The sequence below is a fragment of the Paracoccus kondratievae genome (genome assembly GCF_009301415.1).
GTDB lineage: Bacteria > Pseudomonadota > Alphaproteobacteria > Rhodobacterales > Rhodobacteraceae > Paracoccus > Paracoccus kondratievae.
In genome coordinates, this window is the sequence record NZ_CP045073.1 from 1,078,654 (window position 1) to 1,093,646 (window position 14,993).

The 14,993-nt window shown below is 62.0% G+C and carries 17 protein-coding genes, 1 tRNA gene and 1 pseudogene; 14 read left to right on the forward strand and 5 right to left on the reverse strand.

The features are described 5' to 3' along the window. Nucleotides 1-57: 57 nt before the first annotated feature. Nucleotides 58-803, forward strand: a pseudogene (locus tag F8A10_RS16630) (IS5 family transposase). A 22-nt stretch (nucleotides 804-825) separates the two neighbouring features. Here F8A10_RS16630 and F8A10_RS16635 read toward each other — a convergent pair. Further along, on the reverse strand, nucleotides 826-1,398 hold the full coding sequence (locus F8A10_RS16635; RefSeq protein WP_010400511.1) for a YqgE/AlgH family protein: 573 nt from the start codon (nucleotides 1,396-1,398) through the stop codon (nucleotides 826-828). 118 nt (nucleotides 1,399-1,516) lie between these two features. Here F8A10_RS16635 and F8A10_RS16640 point away from each other — a divergent pair, with 118 nt between their 5' ends. Next, complete coding sequence (locus F8A10_RS16640; RefSeq protein WP_152367932.1) at nucleotides 1,517-2,299, forward strand: protein-disulfide reductase DsbD domain-containing protein; 783 nt, start codon at nucleotides 1,517-1,519, stop codon at nucleotides 2,297-2,299. A 15-nt stretch (nucleotides 2,300-2,314) separates the two neighbouring features. On the opposite strand, the gene F8A10_RS16645 is transcribed toward F8A10_RS16640, so the two are convergent. Genes F8A10_RS16645 through F8A10_RS16655 form a run of 3 tightly spaced genes read right to left on the reverse strand, consistent with a single transcriptional unit; the run spans nucleotide 2,315 to nucleotide 3,912 of the window. Then, nucleotides 2,315-2,584, reverse strand: coding sequence for a hypothetical protein (locus tag F8A10_RS16645; RefSeq protein WP_152367933.1), 270 nt, complete (start codon nucleotides 2,582-2,584; stop codon nucleotides 2,315-2,317). A 46-nt stretch (nucleotides 2,585-2,630) separates the two neighbouring features. Next, complete coding sequence (locus F8A10_RS16650) at nucleotides 2,631-3,452, reverse strand: uracil-DNA glycosylase (protein ID WP_152367934.1); 822 nt, start codon at nucleotides 3,450-3,452, stop codon at nucleotides 2,631-2,633. A gap of 58 nt (nucleotides 3,453-3,510) precedes the next feature. After that, nucleotides 3,511-3,912 (reverse strand): hypothetical protein, encoded by a 402-nt coding sequence (locus F8A10_RS16655; protein ID WP_010400501.1) that lies wholly within the window; start codon nucleotides 3,910-3,912, stop codon nucleotides 3,511-3,513. A gap of 155 nt (nucleotides 3,913-4,067) precedes the next feature. Here F8A10_RS16655 and leuB point away from each other — a divergent pair, with 155 nt between their 5' ends. The 4 genes from leuB (at nucleotide 4,068) to F8A10_RS16675 (ending at nucleotide 7,653) form a co-directional block, all read left to right on the forward strand. Then, nucleotides 4,068-5,186 (forward strand): 3-isopropylmalate dehydrogenase, encoded by a 1,119-nt coding sequence (gene leuB, locus F8A10_RS16660; protein WP_152367935.1) that lies wholly within the window; start codon nucleotides 4,068-4,070, stop codon nucleotides 5,184-5,186. A 60-nt stretch (nucleotides 5,187-5,246) separates the two neighbouring features. After that, nucleotides 5,247-6,200 carry a DMT family transporter gene (locus F8A10_RS16665; protein WP_085502654.1) on the forward strand — a complete coding sequence of 318 codons (954 nt, stop codon included), beginning with the start codon at nucleotides 5,247-5,249 and terminating at the stop codon, nucleotides 6,198-6,200. Between the two features lie 86 nt (nucleotides 6,201-6,286). Beyond that, nucleotides 6,287-6,363 (forward strand) — tRNA-Pro (locus F8A10_RS16670). A 532-nt stretch (nucleotides 6,364-6,895) separates the two neighbouring features. Further along, a protein-coding gene (locus F8A10_RS16675; protein WP_114669439.1) for an IS5-like element IS1248A family transposase occupies nucleotides 6,896-7,653 on the forward strand; the annotation gives its coding sequence in 2 pieces (ribosomal slippage) (nucleotides 6,896-7,217 and nucleotides 7,217-7,653; 759 coding nt in all). Between the two features lie 14 nt (nucleotides 7,654-7,667). Here F8A10_RS16675 and F8A10_RS16680 read toward each other — a convergent pair. Then, nucleotides 7,668-8,449 (reverse strand): IS5 family transposase gene (locus F8A10_RS16680; RefSeq protein ID WP_085999836.1). Its coding sequence is split into 2 segments (ribosomal slippage): nucleotides 7,668-8,107 and nucleotides 8,107-8,449, totalling 783 coding nucleotides; the frame shifts between segments, so codons are not numbered across the junction. Between the two features lie 349 nt (nucleotides 8,450-8,798). Between F8A10_RS16680 and F8A10_RS16685 the strand changes: the two genes are divergently transcribed. The 8 genes from F8A10_RS16685 to F8A10_RS21185 all read left to right on the forward strand — a co-directional run bounded on the left by F8A10_RS16685 (nucleotide 8,799) and on the right by F8A10_RS21185 (nucleotide 14,914). Next, nucleotides 8,799-9,119, forward strand: coding sequence for an EscE/YscE/SsaE family type III secretion system needle protein co-chaperone (locus tag F8A10_RS16685; RefSeq protein ID WP_227493464.1), 321 nt, complete (start codon nucleotides 8,799-8,801; stop codon nucleotides 9,117-9,119). Between the two features lie 12 nt (nucleotides 9,120-9,131). Further along, complete coding sequence (locus tag F8A10_RS21180; protein ID WP_193668233.1) at nucleotides 9,132-9,278, forward strand: hypothetical protein; 147 nt, start codon at nucleotides 9,132-9,134, stop codon at nucleotides 9,276-9,278. Nucleotides 9,279-9,342: 64 nt separating this feature from the next. After that, nucleotides 9,343-10,302, forward strand: a complete 960-nt coding sequence (locus F8A10_RS16690) for a SctD/MshK family protein (protein ID WP_152367937.1) — start codon at nucleotides 9,343-9,345, stop codon at nucleotides 10,300-10,302. Between the two features lie 11 nt (nucleotides 10,303-10,313). Beyond that, nucleotides 10,314-10,673 (forward strand): hypothetical protein, encoded by a 360-nt coding sequence (locus F8A10_RS16695; RefSeq protein ID WP_152367938.1) that lies wholly within the window; start codon nucleotides 10,314-10,316, stop codon nucleotides 10,671-10,673. Beyond that, nucleotides 10,670-11,197 (forward strand): tetratricopeptide repeat protein, encoded by a 528-nt coding sequence (locus F8A10_RS16700; protein WP_152367939.1) that lies wholly within the window; start codon nucleotides 10,670-10,672, stop codon nucleotides 11,195-11,197. The genes F8A10_RS16695 and F8A10_RS16700 overlap by 4 nt, the downstream gene beginning before the upstream one ends. Next, on the forward strand, nucleotides 11,197-13,251 hold the full coding sequence (gene sctV, locus F8A10_RS16705) for a type III secretion system export apparatus subunit SctV (RefSeq protein ID WP_152367940.1): 2,055 nt from the start codon (nucleotides 11,197-11,199) through the stop codon (nucleotides 13,249-13,251). The genes F8A10_RS16700 and sctV overlap by 1 nt, the downstream gene beginning before the upstream one ends. Beyond that, complete coding sequence (locus tag F8A10_RS16710; protein WP_152367941.1) at nucleotides 13,248-14,510, forward strand: type II and III secretion system protein family protein; 1,263 nt, start codon at nucleotides 13,248-13,250, stop codon at nucleotides 14,508-14,510. Before sctV ends, F8A10_RS16710 begins: the two co-directional genes overlap by 4 nt. Then, nucleotides 14,507-14,914 (forward strand): hypothetical protein, encoded by a 408-nt coding sequence (locus tag F8A10_RS21185; RefSeq protein ID WP_172686450.1) that lies wholly within the window; start codon nucleotides 14,507-14,509, stop codon nucleotides 14,912-14,914. The genes F8A10_RS16710 and F8A10_RS21185 overlap by 4 nt, the downstream gene beginning before the upstream one ends. Nucleotides 14,915-14,993 lie beyond the last annotated feature (79 nt).

The window sequence follows — 14,993 nt, forward strand, 5'->3', positions numbered from 1 at the left end:
CATAAATCGGCTGATGAGTGCTTCACAGGCCTCCGTGTTGAGCACGGAGGCCTGTCAGTGAAGGCGAAACGATATGAGCTGAGCGACGGACAGTGGGACAGGATCGCATCGCTGCTTGCTGGCAAAGCTGGCGATCCCGGCCGGACCGGGGCTGACAGCCGGATATTCATCAATGGCTGGCCGTGGGTTTTGCGCTCTGGCACCCATTGGCGCGACCTGCCGGACCGCTACGGCAAATGGACGACGGTGCATAAGCGCTTCAGCCGCTGGCGCCATGCCGGTATTCGGGTGCAGGTCTTCGAGACGCTGACGGCATCAGCAACTGATGATCGACTGCGCGATTGTGCGTGTTCATCAGCAGGCGGCATCTGGAAAGGGGAGCAGGGATCAGGCGCCGGGGCGTTCCCGAGGCGGGCTGACCATCAGGATCCACATGCTGGCCGATGCTCTGGGCAGACCGTCGCGGTTCATCATAACGGCCGGCCAGGTCGGCGAGGTTGCGCAGGCCTCGTCCCTTCCGCAGGGACAGAGCGGTGATCTCGTGCTGGCCGATAAAGCCTGTGACAGCAACGCCTTGCGGCAAATCATTGCCGGCATCGGAGCCGAAGCGGTCATCCCGTCAAACGGCTTGCGTAAAATCATCATTCCACACAATGAGCGCGCCTGTGCGCGTCGCAACCACATCGGACGTTGCTTCAGCCAGATGAAGCTCTTCCGCCGCTTCGCCTCTCGATACGACCGAAGAGCCGTTCACCTTCCGGGGCTTCGTTTATCTCGTTGCCGCTATGCCCCGGATGTGGTGAATGTCCGATCCGGCCTAGCTCGTCAGGCGTGGCCGGCGTCGGGCGACAGCATCAGGGGGTCAATCCCCAGCGACTTCATCGCCGCGCGCCATTTGCCGGAATTGTCGGTGCCAAAGATGATCTCATCCCCCCGGTCCGAGGTCAGCCAGCCGTTCTGGCGGATCTCGGAATCAAGCTGCCCCGGCCCCCATCCGGCATAGCCAAGCGCCAGCACCGCCGGTTGCGGGCCGTGCCCGTGAGCGTAATCTTCGAGGATGTCGCGCGTGGTGGACATGGCAAGATCGTCGGTGATGCGCATGCGGTTTTCGGCCAGGTCGATGTCGCGGGGCACGCGATGCAACACGAATCCGCGCCCCGGCTCGACCGGGCCGCCAAAGCGGACGGGAATATCCACCGCGTTTTCATCAGCCTGAATGCCAAGCTGTTCCAGAAGGTCGGAAAAGCCGATCTCGGGCAGCGGGCGGTTGACGACCAGCCCCATGGCGCCTTCCTCGGAATGGGCGCAGATCAGGATCACCGACTGCTCAAAGCGCGGATCGCGCATGCCGGGCATGGCGATCAGCATCTTGCCGGTCAGGTTGCTGGATTTATCCATGATCTGCTCCGTGTTTGTTGTTTGTTTCCTCTCAAGATCGGCCTTGCGACATGTTTTCGCAAGAGATTGCCGTCATTGTGACTTCACGCCCGGGCAAGGGGACGGCTAAAACGACACCATGAGGATGATCGCCCTGCTTTTTCTGACCGTCGCGCCGGCCATGGCACAAGACCTGCCGCCCGGGCTTGTCTCGGCCGAGATGATGCCCGGCTGGGTCACGCCCGAAGGCAATCGCATCACCGCTTTGCATCTGCGGCTTGAGCCGGGCTGGAAGACCTATTGGCGCAGCCCCGGCGATGCTGGCGTGCCGCCGCGCTTTGACTGGGCTGGTTCGCAAAATCTGGGCGAGGTCCGGTTGCTTTGGCCCCGTCCCGAGGTGATCGAATCCGAGGGAGAGCGTACGCTGGGCTATCGGGAAGAGCTGATCTTGCCGATCGAGATCACCCCCGCCCGCCCCGGCGCCCCGGTCGAGCCGATGGCCGAGGTCGATTTCGGCATCTGTCAGGACATTTGCGTGCCTGCACAGGTCAAGTTGCAGGCAGGTGCCCCCGCCGCGACCCCCGATCCGCTGATCAAACAGGCCATGGAAATGCGCCCCGAGATCTCGGACCGGCAGCCCGACTGCCGCATTGTCGAGATCCGCGACGGCATGCAGGTCACTGCCACCCTGCCAGCCGAGGACAGCGCCCGCGGCGACAAGGTCGCGATGGAGCTGACGGACGACGAGGTCTGGGTCTCGACCCCTGAAATTGGCGGAAAGGATGGGCGGCTGACGGCGCAGGCCGATTTCGTCGCTGCCTCGGGCAAACCCTTTGCACTGGACCCCGCCACGCTGAGGCTGACTCTGATCGGCCCCGATGATGCGGTCGAGTTCCGGGGCTGCCGCGAGGTCGCGGACTAACCCTTACCGGCAGCTTCAGCTAAGAGCTTCGACGCTGACCAGTTTGATGCTGCCGTCGAATGGTGCGATATACGCGCAAATATTATCGCTGAATTCGTCGATCAGGTTCAGCCCTTCAGGGTCGTAATCATTCTCGGCGATCAATCTTAGCACGCCGTCCGCGAATGTGCAGACGACGTTGTGCTCATGCGGATAGTTGCTACGGAACTCTTGGGTGATGTCGTCCGCTGCCCCGGGCCCCGCAGCGGCGGGAACACCATGACATTCCAAAGTGATACGATACATGTGTCGATGCTCCTGCTGCGGGAGAGGGGCAGGTCACTGGTTATGCTCAGCCAGCCAGGTCCTCAAGCCGCGCGGACAGCGACAACAGGTCCGCCCATGCCTCGCGTTTGGCCAGGGGCGTGCGCAGCAGATAGGCCGGATGGGCCATCGGCAGCGCGGGCAGGCCAAAGGCGGTCGTCCAGGTGCCGCGCAGCTTCAGGATGCCCTGCCGGTTCAGCGCCGCGATGCAGGGCGTATTGCCCATCAGCACCAGCAGCTGTGGTTGCACCAGTTCGACGTGCCGGGTCAGAAAGGGCATCATCATGGCGATCTCGGCCGGTTCGGGGCGGCGGTTTCCCGGTGGTCTCCAGGTCAGGACATTGGTGATGTAAAGCGCCTTTTCGGCATCAACCGCCGTCCGCGACAGTCCGATTGCCCCGAACATCTGGTCCAGCAACTGGCCAGCGCGGCCAACGAAGGGACGACCCTGCCGGTCCTCTTCCTCGCCCGGAGCTTCGCCGATGATCATCACCCGCGCGCCGGGGTTGCCGTCCGAGAAGCAGAAATTACGTGCGCCCTTTTTCAGCTCGATCCCGTCAAAGGCCTCTTGTGCGGCGGCAAGCTCGGCCAGCGTGGTGGCGCTGGCTGCCATGGTCTCGGCCTGCGCAACCAGATTTTCGCCCTCATCGCGGGGCGTGGCTGCAGAGGGGGCGGGCGGCGCAGCGGCAGGCGCGGCCGAGGGGGTCTCGGTCCGGTCGGACAAGGCATAACGGTCGAGCGGCGCATCAAGACATGGCTCGTCCGCGCCCAGCTCGGCCTGCCATTGCAGAAGCGCCAGCGCCGTTTCGGCGTCCAGCGCGAATCCCCTGTAGGTTGGATCGGCGGTCATGACCGCAGGCTAGGGCGCGAAGCGGGCGCGGGCAAGCCCGCCTGCGCTGCGGTACGCGTCATTGCGACTGGGTCAGCGGCGTCGTGCCGCCGCCCATGCCGATCAGCCGTTGGATCAGCGGTTTGGCCGTGGGCCCGATGCGGTCGCAGGCCGCCGGATCGTCCAGCAGCTTAAAGGCCGGCCCGTAATAGGTTTTGTCATAGGCCGAGGCGTCCAGCCCCAACTGTGCCGCCAGCAGGTCGCCAGTGCCGGTGATCAGGGTCCATTCCCCGTCGGTGATCGAATAATCGGCGCAATTCGAGGTGATGACATTCACATTCGCCAGTTCAGCGATCAGGGATTTCGCCTCGTTTTCGGACAGGTTTGAAACGTCGGGAAGCTTTACGGTGATGCCCCCGTCTGCCAGTGCCGCGCCGGACAGCAGGGCCAGTGCGCCGGCCAAAGCCGCGAGTGCCTTCATGGATTGCTCCCTTGCTTGTGCTGGGCATTCGGTTTGCCCGCCCATCCCGCCCGATCCGTCTGTCGGGCGCAACCCAATTCGCCGTGAACTTGACGCAGGCAGGCCGCAGGGCTAGGCGGGGCAGCAAGTGTCATAAGCATATGAGGATGCCTGCGATGACGACCTATTCCCTGCTGATCCTGCCCGGCGACGGCATTGGCCCCGAGGTCATGGCCGAGGTCCGCAAGGTCATTGGCTGGTTCGAAAAGAACCGCGGCCTGTCCATTGACGTCAGCGAGGATCTGGTCGGCGGCGCGGCTTACGACAAATACGGCAAACCCCTTGCGGATGAGACGATGGCCAAAGCACAGGCGGTTGATGCCGTGCTGCTGGGCGCGGTCGGCGGACCGAAGTACGACAACCTCGATTTCAGCGTGAAGCCCGAGCGCGGTCTTTTGCGTCTGCGCAAAGAGATGGACCTTTTTGCCAACCTGCGTCCGGCGCAGTGTTTTGACGCCCTGGCCGATTTCAGCTCTCTCAAGCGCGAGGTGGTTGCCGGTCTCGATATTCTGATCGTGCGTGAACTGACCTCGGGCGTTTATTTTGGCGAGCCGCGCGGAATTTCGGCGGACGACACCCCCGGCAACGAAGGCGGCCGCGTCGGCGTCAACACCCAGCGATATACCAGCGGCGAGATACGCCGCGTCGCGCGCTCGGCCTTTGAGCTGGCCCGTAAACGCGCAGGCCGCGTCTGCTCGATGGAAAAGGCCAACGTGATGGAATCTGGCATCCTGTGGCGCGAAGAAGTGCAATGGGTGCATGACAACGAATATCCCGATGTCGAGCTGTCGCATATGTATGCTGACAACGGCGCCATGCAGCTGGTACGCAACCCGCGCCAGTTCGATGTGATCGTGACCGACAACCTTTTTGGTGACATTCTTTCCGATGCGGCGGCGATGCTGACCGGCAGTCTGGGCATGCTGCCCTCGGCCAGCCTTGGCGCGCCGATGGCCAATGGCCGGCCCAAGGCGATGTATGAGCCGGTTCACGGCTCGGCCCCCGATATCGCGGGGCAGGGCAAGGCGAACCCGATCGCCTGTATCCTGAGCTTTGCCATGTGCCTGCGCTATTCCTTTGATCTTGGAGCCGAGGCTGACCTGCTGGAAAAAGCGGTCGAGAAGGTGCTGGCCGATGGCGTGCGCACCGGCGATCTGATGGGCGCCGAAGGCGGCAAGCCGGTGTCCACATCCGAGATGGGCGACCATATCGTCGCGGCGCTTTCGGCGCTCTGATCCAGGACCCGCGCCCGGTTCGCCGGGCGCGTCCGATCACGTGAACCGTCGGGGAGAGACATGGCGGCGGGCAATATCAAGGGCGCGTTGCTCGCCCTTCTGTCTATGGGGCTTTATTCGACCCATGACGTGATCATCAAACATCTGGGTGCCACATATCCGGCGCTGCAGATCCTGTTCTTCTCGGCGCTATTATCCTTTCCTCCGCTGGCGGTCCTGCTGCTGCGGGACCCGACGCATGGTACCCTGCGGCCGCGCAACCCGTTCTGGGTCGGGCTGCGGTCGTTCTGCATCGTCGCCTCGGGGATCGGCGGGTTCTATGCCTTTTCCGTCCTGCCGCTGGCGCAGGTCTATTCCATCCTTTTTGCTGCGCCCTTGCTGGTGACCGTCCTTTCGGTCCCGCTGCTGGGGGAACGGGTCGGGTTGCACCGCTGGCTTGCCGTCTGCGCCGGGCTGGGCGGGGTTCTGATCGTCCTGCGCCCTGGGGTGACACCCTTGGGTCTGGGACATCTGGCGGCGCTGATGGGGGCGACGGCGACCGCGCTGTCGGCCATTGCCGTGCGGCGTCTCGGCCGGTCCGAGCGGACGGTGATCCTGCTTTTATGGCCGATGATCGGGAACTTTCTTCTGACCGGAGCCTCGCTTGGCTTTGCCTATCGCCCGCTGGAATTTGGGGATCTGGTGCTGACCGGCGTGATCGCGGCGCTGGGGCTTGCAGCGGGTTTCCTGCTGATTCTCGCTTATCAGGCGGGCGAGGCGACCAATGTCGCGCCCATGCAATATTCGCAGATGCTCTGGGCTGTCGGCTATGGCTGGTACCTGTTCGGAGAGCGCCCGGATGGTCCCACCATCCTGGGGGCGGGTCTGATCATTGCCTCTGGGCTTTACATCCTGATGCGCGAGCGTCTGGGCGGTTCACGTCTGCGTCCGGCAACGCGGGCGCGCTTTGGTAGCGAGACGGTGACCGCCCCGCGCTGGAGCCTGTTGCAGCGCCTGATGCGCGAACGTGGCTGATCTCTGGTACGCGCCGTTTTCTGCGATGGGTTCGCAAGATTCCCCCTTGCATTCCGCTGCTTCAGGGGATACCTGCCCCTCACGGTCGGAGCGTAGCGCAGCCTGGTAGCGCACCTGCTTCGGGAGCAGGGGGTCGGAGGTTCGAATCCTCTCGCTCCGACCAATTTTTCTTTGTGGCGTTTCAGAGAGTCTTGCCTTTTGTTTCACAGGGCGCCCTTTCCGACTCGCTCGTCGGTTGGCCGCAGGACCACATATGACTTCCTGCCATGCCGGCAGATCAGCGCTCTGTTTGCATCGCGAGCGACCCGCTTGCAGCAACGGGGCAGCGAAGCGCATGATATCGGTATTTTAGGTAGAGGCGGCTCATCGCGGACGTTCGCAGTGACCCTCGCGCTACTGCACAGTTCCCCAAGAGCCGATACTCGTCAACGTATCTATATCCCGATGGGAGAGATGGGTGGCACGATAATCGGAGGCCTTGATCTGGAACTTGACTGCATATGCGGGCATGGTTCACGATAGCCCGAAGCCACCTTGGCGGTGCTTGCCGATTATCCCCAGAACTGATGGGTAGGCAGGCCGATCCGCAATTTACAGTAGGGAGGCCTTCCTGTTACACAATATCCAGCTAGGGTCAGGATGCATTGATTTTCAGTGTGCTACGTGATTCACGGCTCGGAAAACGGAGCGGTGACATGAGCGACCTGTACTGGCTGACCGACGAGCAGATGACCAAGCTTGCCCCTTTCTTCCCGAAGTCGCACGGCAAGCCACGCGTCGATGACAAGCGTGTTCTAAGCGGGATTATCTTCATCAATCGCAATGGTTTGCGCTGGCGAGATGCCCCCAGGGAGTATGGGCCGCACAAGACGCTCTACAGCCGGTGGAAGCGTTGGAGCGAGAAAGGCATTTTCGCCAGGATGATGATCGGGCTGGCCGCCGACCACGGCGAGGAAAAGACCGTGATGATCGACGCGACCTATCTGAAAGCGCACCGCACCGCGACCAGCTTGGCCGTGAAAAAGGGGGGCGTGGACGCCTCGTCGGCCGGACCAAGGGCGGCATGAACACGAAGCTGCATGCCATCTGTGACAGCCAGGGCCGACCGCTCGACCTGTTCGTCACCGCAGGGCAGGTCAGCGACTACATCGGGGCGCGGGCGTTGCTCAGCAGCCTCCCAAAGGTCGATTGGCTGCTCGGGGATCGCGGCTATGACGCCGACTGGTTCCGGGAAGCCTTGCAGGACAAGGGGATACGAGCCTGCATCCCCGGCCGAAAGCAGCGCAAGACACCGGTCAAATACGACAAGCGCCGATACAAGCGGCGCAACCGCATCGAGATCATGTTTGGCAGGCTCAAGGACTGGCGGCGCGTGGCAACCCGATACGACAGATGCCCGAAGGTCTTCCTCTCGGCCATCGCGCTCGCGGCAACCGTCATTTATTGGTTATGAATCCTGACCCTAGGTCATGTTGACAAATGGCGGAGCCAGAGCCTGATGCAGGCGACGTCGACGAAGCCAAGGAAGCTTTCGGCGGTTTTGTCGTAGCGGGTTGCAAGGCGGCGGCTATTTTTCAGCTTGTTGAAGCAGCGCTCGACCATGTTGCGCAGGGTGTAGATGGTCATGTCGACAGCCTTGCGCACCCTTCGGTTCCTTCGCATCGGTATCATGGGCAGGGCGTTGCGGCTCTCGATGTCTTCCCGAATTTTATCAGAGTCATAGCCCCTGTCGGCGACCAGAACTGCTGGTTGCGGCAGGTTGTCGGCCATCACCATATCATAGCCGGTGTAGTCGGAATCCTGCCCCGGCGTGATCTCGGTCCTCATCGGGAGGCCTGCGCCGTTGACGCGGAGATGGATCTTGGTCGAGAAGCCACCTCTCGAACGGCCAAGAGCCTCTTTCGGAGTCCCCCTTTTGCGCCCGCCGCATGATGATGGGCGCGGATCACAGTGCTATCAACCATCTGGAGCTTGTCTGGCGCGATCCCAGCGTGGTTCAGCGCATCCAGGATATCCTCCCACAGTCCCGCCAAAGTCCAGCGGCGGAACTGACGGTAGACCGAGGACCACTTGCCAAACTCTTCGGGCAGATCGCGCCATGGCGCACCAGTCCTTGCGATCCAGAATATACCATTCAGAACAAGACGATGGTCCGCAGGTTTCCGCCCGTTAGGGTGCCGGACGGCACGAATGAAGCCCTCGAAGAAGGTCCACTCATCGTCGGATATCAGGTTGCGTGCCAAGTTCATCTCCCACGTAGAGATGAGCTTGAATCATAGGACGACTGCCAGAGGAATCCCTTTTGTCAACACGACCTAGGACCGCGGCATATCGAATCACATACTCCGCGCCTCGGGCTGCAGTATCCAAATCGATTTATCTTCGGAAATGTCGTCGGAAGGATGCGTACACATCGGCTGAGCAACCGGCGGAAAGGTCGCTCTGGGCGTTTCCTGTGGCGACCTCCTTCATAAAAAATGTGACTCGGCCGTCACGTAAGCAATTGATATATATGTGAATCTGCTTGCAGGCCCATAAATGAGCATTTGCCCAATAAGCGGAAAATTGCTCACGCCGCGGATGCCTCGGATAGATTCCTTGCCACGTCATGATTTTGCATCAATCCTTAAGTTACATGGAGACGTGAAATATTTTCAGTTTCGCGAGGGGGGGCGAGCATTGTCGGATCGAGCGCTTGAGCTGGACGAACTTGAAAGACTTCTGAATCATGACCCGGCCGGCGTTGAGCTGAAGCGATTGCTGGAAAAGTTATCGGCTGCAAAGAGCATTGTGATCCGCGAGATGGATCGTGGGGTAAGTCCTGAAGTTTACGCCCAGCTTACCCTTCTTGCTCAGGCATATAATTCAGGAATTGATGCCCTGCCGAAACTTTGGGCGAATATTAACCACTCAGAGTGAACGGAGACTAAAATGGCTAATCCCATTACCGGAGATTTCAATGCGGGTATGCAGGACGTGATCAACCAGCAGCGTGCGATTACGCTGGAGGCTGCGAAAACCAACGTGGAAATTGCAAAACAAACCACATTGAAGGACGCCTACGGCAAGATCCGCTAATTATATTATGTGAGACGGGATTTCGTCTCGTCTCACATTTTTCTCTTGAATTCCGGAGCCCGCCATGGGGGAACAGGCAGGGCGCCGTTCCTCTGCGGACAGTTTCGTGCTGAGCGTCCTCGCCGGACCGAACGCAGGGGCATCCGTTTCGCTGGAAGCGGGGCGCCACACGATCGGCAGCGATGACAGCAACGACATCATACTGGCCGGACTGGGTGATCAGGTCATCAATCTGTCATTGAAGGGTGCGGCGGTCATCGCCAATCCGATCGTCGACGGCATTGGGCTGGTGGGCGAGGGAGCGAACGGCGTCGCGCCGCTGACCGTGAAGGGCGCGCCTTACCAGATCAAGCTGCCCGCGCGGCTTTGCCTTGGCTCTGATGTGATGGTGCAGCTTTCGGGCGGCGTGCAACGGCCCTCCACGGATCGGCGTATGCTTGTCGGCGTCGGCCTGGCGGCCTTGTTCTTTGGTTGCTGGCTGGGCGCAGCACTGTTTACGCAATCGCCGACGCCTGTGCTTGCCGGCCTCGGCAGCTCGGCGGCGGCCGATGTGTCGGCCCGGGTAGCGCTGACGGAACCGGCAGAGCTTGCGGTCACGCCGCGGATCAGCAACTCGCCGCAGCTTGAGTGTTTTAGCGATTGCGTTTTGGCAGCCGAGGCCGAGCTGAAGTCCCGGCTTGCGGCAGCGGGCCTCAACAATCTGACACTCAGCCATGATAGCGGGGTTCTTCGCCTTGGCGGGACGGTGCTGCCCGAGCAGGTGAACGACTGGCGTCAGATCCGCACCAAGTTCGAGGCAGAGTTCGGGCAAAGCCTGCCGATCGTTACAGCAATCGAATCCGAGACGGCGCCAATGCTGGCCGTGTCTTCGGTTTGGCTGGGCGAGAATGCCGAGGTTCGCACCAAGACCGGCAATGTCTATCGGGTCGGCGACCGGACCCGCGATGGCTGGGTCGTACGAAAGATCGACCGCGGTAGCGTCGAGTTCGAGCGTGACGGCCAGCTTGTCGCGGTACGTTTTTAGGGGAATGCAGAATGGCTGACTCGATCCATCCTTCTTCCCGTCTTATCTCCAGCACGCCGGCAACGCATGAGCTGCCGCGCTTGGGCCGGATCGGGCGTCCGCATCAGCCCGCACCTATCAGGGATGCCGACGATATCAGTTCGCGCCCCCGCCCGCGCGGTGAACGGGTCGGGTTCCAGTCGATCCTCGAGACCGGGCTCGGCAATGTGAGCCTGCCATCAGCGCCCGACCTGATCACCGCACTGGAAACGGCCCGCAGCTATGCCGACCGCGCCGACAAGGCGGTTCCGGGGCTTGGGCGTCTGGTCGATGCGGTGCTTGAGGACGAGTGCCGCAAGCTGTCGTGTTACATGGACATGCAAACAACATGAATGCTCCGCTTTCGATCATCACGAATTCGATCAGGCTGCCGGACCGGGCTGTGGGCGATGAGCCGACGGATGAGCAGCTTGAGGATATCTATGGCGAACTTGGCAACTTGGATGAGGCCGAGGCTCTGCCCGACAATCTGATCGCTGCCGATGCGCGCAAGCACGGACACATCCTGTCGTCGCTGGCGCTGCTTTATCTGCGCCACGGCAATCCGTCGAGAGCGATGGTTCTGGCGCTAGCGGCGCTATCGATGGGTGATGTGCGGCCCTCGGCGCTGCTGACCCTGGCGGAATCGCTGCTGCGGGCCGGGGATCCGGAACAGGCGATGTCGGTGCTGACCCGGTTCGACGAGACGGATCCGGGCCTGATAGATCCGGCGGCGACCGATATCCAGCACGCCGCGCGCCAGTATATCCGCGCCAAGGCGCTGCATCGGCAGGGCGATGCCATCGGAGCCCGGGATGCGCTTGCGCTGGCCCGCGATCTGCGGGTCGCAGCCGAGACCCGAAAGGAGAGCGGCTGATGGCGGAGGGCGGGTTTAGACGACGGATCAACGCGATTGCGGCGCGGCAGGATCTGGTTCTGGTGATCCTGCTGGTCCTGATCGTCTTCATGATCATCGTGCCGTTGCCGACCTGGTTGATCGATCTGTCGATTGGCTTCAATCTGGCGATCTCGGTCCTGATCATGATCGTGGCAGTCTATCTGAAATCACCGACGACGCTGTCCACGCTGCCCTCGATCCTGCTCTTCAGCACATTGTTCCGGCTGGCCATCAGCATCTCGACCACACGGCTGATCCTGCTACAGGCCGATGCCGGTCAGATCGTCGAATCCTTCGGGAACTTCGTCATCGGCGGCTCGCTTCTGGTCGGCATGGTGGTGTTTCTGATCATCACCATCGTCCAGTTCATCGTCATCACCAAGGGCTCTGAACGCGTGGCCGAGGTCTCGGCGCGCTTCTCGCTTGATGCGCTTCCGGGCAAGCAGATGGCGATCGACAGCGATATGCGTGCGGGCGAGATTGATCTGGCCGAGGCGCGCCGCCGCCGCGAGACGCTGCAGACCGAAAGCGAATTTTACGGCGCAATGGACGGCGCGATGAAGTTCGTCAAGGGCGATGCGGTGGCCGGGCTGATCATTATCGCGGTCAACATTCTTGGCGGGCTTGGCGTCGGTGTCGGGCAAATGGGAATGCCCTTTGGCGAGGCGCTGCACCGCTATTCGGTGCTGACCATCGGCGATGGCATGGTCAGCCAGATCCCGGCGCTGATCATGGCGATCAGTTCGGGCATCGTGATCACCCGGATCGCGAACGAGCGCTCGGTAGATCTGGCGCATGACATTACCGAACAGGTATCGGCCAATCCGCGGGCCTTGCATGTGGCGGCAGTGGTGCTGCTTGGCTTTGCACTGATCCCCGGCTTTCCCACTCCTGTCTTTCTGACGCTGGCGCTGGTCTTCGGGACGGCGGGCTTCCTGATCGCGCGGCGCAAGCAGGCCGAAGAGATCGAGGAAAGCCAGCGTCCGACGACCGATGGCAAGCAGGATCTGTTGATGGCGCCGATGGCACCGGTGCGGCTGGCCGTCGGTCCCGACATTGCTGAAAGCATCGACCGGATCGAGTTCGACAGGGTCGCCCTGCGCGAACGGACCAATGTGTTCGAGGATCTGGGCGTGCCCTTCCCGCGGCTGGAATTGTGGGTCGATGCGGATGCACCGAAGGATCGCTGGCAATTGCTGGTCGAAAGCGTGCCGGTTGCAGAGGGCTATATTCCGGCGGGGCGGCTGCGCCTGACCGATGACGCGGAAACCGCCGAGATCCTGGGCATTCCTGTTGATGATATCGAGCTGAGCCCGACCGAGCCGCACAGCTATTGGTGCGATGCGTCGAGGACCTATGAGCTTGAGAAGAACGGAGTTGCCTATCAATCCCCGGCCGAGGCGCTGGCTCATATCGCGGCCCGCAGATTGCCGCGCCATGCCGCCGAATTTCTGGGCGTGCAAGAGGTGGGCGCGCTGCTTGCGGCGATGGAATCGCGCTATGACAGCCTGGTCACCGAGGCGCAGAAGGCGCTGTCGCTCCAAAAGATCGCGACGATCATGCGGCGTCTGGTGGAAGAGGAGATTCCGGTTCGAAACCTGCGGGTTCTGTTGGAAACCATCGTCGACTGGGCCCCGCGCGAGAAGGATCCCGAGCTTCTGTCGGAATATGTCCGCACCGCGCTGGCCCGTCAGATCAGCTACAAGTTCGCCGATCGGGATCGCTTCATCGCCGCCTATATCGTCGATGCCGATATTGAGGGGCTGATCCGCAGCTCGATCCGCAACTCCTCGTCGGGGGAATATCTCTCGCTGGAATCGAAACAGTCGCGCCGCCTGCTGGAGCGCCTGAAGGAAACCGTCGGCGATCCGCAATCCCATTCCGCGCCGCCGGTCTTTATCTCGACCACCGAGATCCGCCGCTTCCTGCGCAAGTTCCTTGCGACGCATGAGATCAACTTCCCGGTGCTCTCGCACAAAGAGATCGCTCCCAGCTTCAAGGTGCAACCCATCGCGATGTTGTCGTTACAATGAAAAAACTCCTGACCCATATTTATGGACGCTCTGGCCGGATGGCCATGACAGGTTTCGTCGCAGCCCTGATCGCGGGCGTCGTCATCTCCGGCGCCGATGCGCAATCGACGCGTATCTATCTGAGCGAGGGGGACGGGCGCCGGATCGAGCTGCCGGAAGATACGGCAACGGTCTATATCGCCAATCCGATGATTGCGGACGCGCAGGCGATCTCGCCCACGGCGATCTATCTGACGGGCTATACGCCGGGACGCACCAGTGTGATCATCACCGGCGAAAACAGCGCAGTCAGCGCCGAATATGAGGTCGAGGTGATGCCTGCCTCCGGCGGCGCGGAAGCCCTGCTTCCCTCCGAGACGACGGTTCGGCGCAAGGAAGGTATCGCGATCATCTCGGGCGGGGTGAATGACGTTCAGGGCACGCGCGGCGTGGTCGCTTCCGAACGTTCTTTCGGGCGCCAGGGAGTCGTGACACGCGATGAGACGACCTATGGCGGTGGCACGCAGATCTCGTTGCGGGTTCGCTTTGTCGAGGCCTCCAGAAGCGAATTGCGCCGGATGGGCGTGGATCTGGCCGCACTTGGGGCAAGCGCGGGCGGCCCGCTGCGCGTCGTCACCAGCGGCGATCCAAGCGGTTTTCTGGACGGGGCGGCGGTCAGCAGCCCGGCCATTGGAGGGCGGATGACCTCGGGTAGCTTCACCATCGACACGATGATCAATGCGCTGGAAGAGCGCGGGGCCGTCCAGATCCTGTCTGAACCGACGTTAACCACCGTATCGGGTCGCCGCGCCAGCTTCCGTGCGGGCGGCGAGATCGGCTATCCGATCAATCAGGGCGATGGCGTAATTTCGGCCGCGTTCCGGCAATATGGCGTCTCGATCGAATTCCTGCCGACAATTCTGCCGAACGGCCGCATCGCCATCGAGGTTCAGCCCGAGGTCAGCTTCCTCAATCATGACAACCAGGTGAGTGTGGACGGTTTCGTGGTTCCCGGCCTGTCGGTGCGCCGTGCCGATACCACGGTCGAGGTCGGCAGTGGCCAGACCTTCGCCATTGCCGGCCTTTACGAGCAGTTCTCGGAGAACGGCCGCCGCGGCACGCCAGGGATGAGCGGGCTCTTCGGGCGGTCGAGCAATGTCCGGCAAGAACGCGAGCTGTTGATCTTCATCACCCCCTATATCGCCGAGGCCAGCAATGTCAGCGCCCCGCCGGTCGCCCGGCGTCCGGTGCGCAGTACCGTGGGGTTCATCACCAGATGAAATATCTTATGATCCCCGCCGTTGCGCTACTGGCCGCCTGCACCGATCCGCTGATCAAGGACTCAGACGTGATCGCCCGCGCCTCGGCCCCGGCCTATGGCTATTCCGAAAGCGGCCATGTCATTCCGTCCTCGTGCCAGCGCGTCGGCGGCATCTATTCGCGCCGCGCGCCGGGCTGTGAGCGTGATCTGGTTCTGGCGCGACAGGTTGCCAATCCCCGCGATCTCGTCTCGCCGGTCAGCCCCGGTCCTGCCGCGGCGCGCCCACTCGGGCGGGCGGCGGACAGCTATATCTACGGCCATGACGGTTCAGGCCGGCCCGACTATCCCGAAGACCCCCATTGGCGGCTCCGGTCGGGATCGGCGGGCGGAGCGGGCCAGGCGCGATCGATCGAGGTCGAATGACGATGCCCCTTTAATACAGGGCCGCACATGTCCCGGCCCGTGTATCTGGTTCACGGTTGGTAACGACAGGTCAATGCAT

What these genes read in the sequence shown, in the direction of transcription:
- leuB (WP_152367935.1), top strand. Translation starts at nt 4,068, where the DNA reads ATGACGACCTATTCCCTGCTGATCCTGCCCGGCGACGGCATTGGCCCC.
- F8A10_RS16695 (WP_152367938.1), top strand. Translation starts at nt 10,314, where the DNA reads ATGGCTGACTCGATCCATCCTTCTTCCCGTCTTATCTCCAGCACGCCG.
- F8A10_RS16635 (WP_010400511.1), bottom strand. Translation starts at nt 1,398, where the DNA reads ATGGATAAATCCAGCAACCTGACCGGCAAGATGCTGATCGCCATGCCC.
- F8A10_RS21185 (WP_172686450.1), top strand. Translation starts at nt 14,507, where the DNA reads ATGAAATATCTTATGATCCCCGCCGTTGCGCTACTGGCCGCCTGCACC.
- sctV (WP_152367940.1), top strand. Translation starts at nt 11,197, where the DNA reads ATGGCGGAGGGCGGGTTTAGACGACGGATCAACGCGATTGCGGCGCGG.
- F8A10_RS16645 (WP_152367933.1), bottom strand. Translation starts at nt 2,584, where the DNA reads ATGTATCGTATCACTTTGGAATGTCATGGTGTTCCCGCCGCTGCGGGG.
- F8A10_RS16655 (WP_010400501.1), bottom strand. Translation starts at nt 3,912, where the DNA reads ATGAAGGCACTCGCGGCTTTGGCCGGCGCACTGGCCCTGCTGTCCGGC.
- F8A10_RS16690 (WP_152367937.1), top strand. Translation starts at nt 9,343, where the DNA reads ATGGGGGAACAGGCAGGGCGCCGTTCCTCTGCGGACAGTTTCGTGCTG.
- F8A10_RS16650 (WP_152367934.1), bottom strand. Translation starts at nt 3,452, where the DNA reads ATGACCGCCGATCCAACCTACAGGGGATTCGCGCTGGACGCCGAAACG.
- F8A10_RS16700 (WP_152367939.1), top strand. Translation starts at nt 10,670, where the DNA reads ATGAATGCTCCGCTTTCGATCATCACGAATTCGATCAGGCTGCCGGAC.
- F8A10_RS16665 (WP_085502654.1), top strand. Translation starts at nt 5,247, where the DNA reads ATGGCGGCGGGCAATATCAAGGGCGCGTTGCTCGCCCTTCTGTCTATG.
- F8A10_RS16640 (WP_152367932.1), top strand. Translation starts at nt 1,517, where the DNA reads ATGAGGATGATCGCCCTGCTTTTTCTGACCGTCGCGCCGGCCATGGCA.
- F8A10_RS16710 (WP_152367941.1), top strand. Translation starts at nt 13,248, where the DNA reads ATGAAAAAACTCCTGACCCATATTTATGGACGCTCTGGCCGGATGGCC.
- F8A10_RS21180 (WP_193668233.1), top strand. Translation starts at nt 9,132, where the DNA reads ATGGCTAATCCCATTACCGGAGATTTCAATGCGGGTATGCAGGACGTG.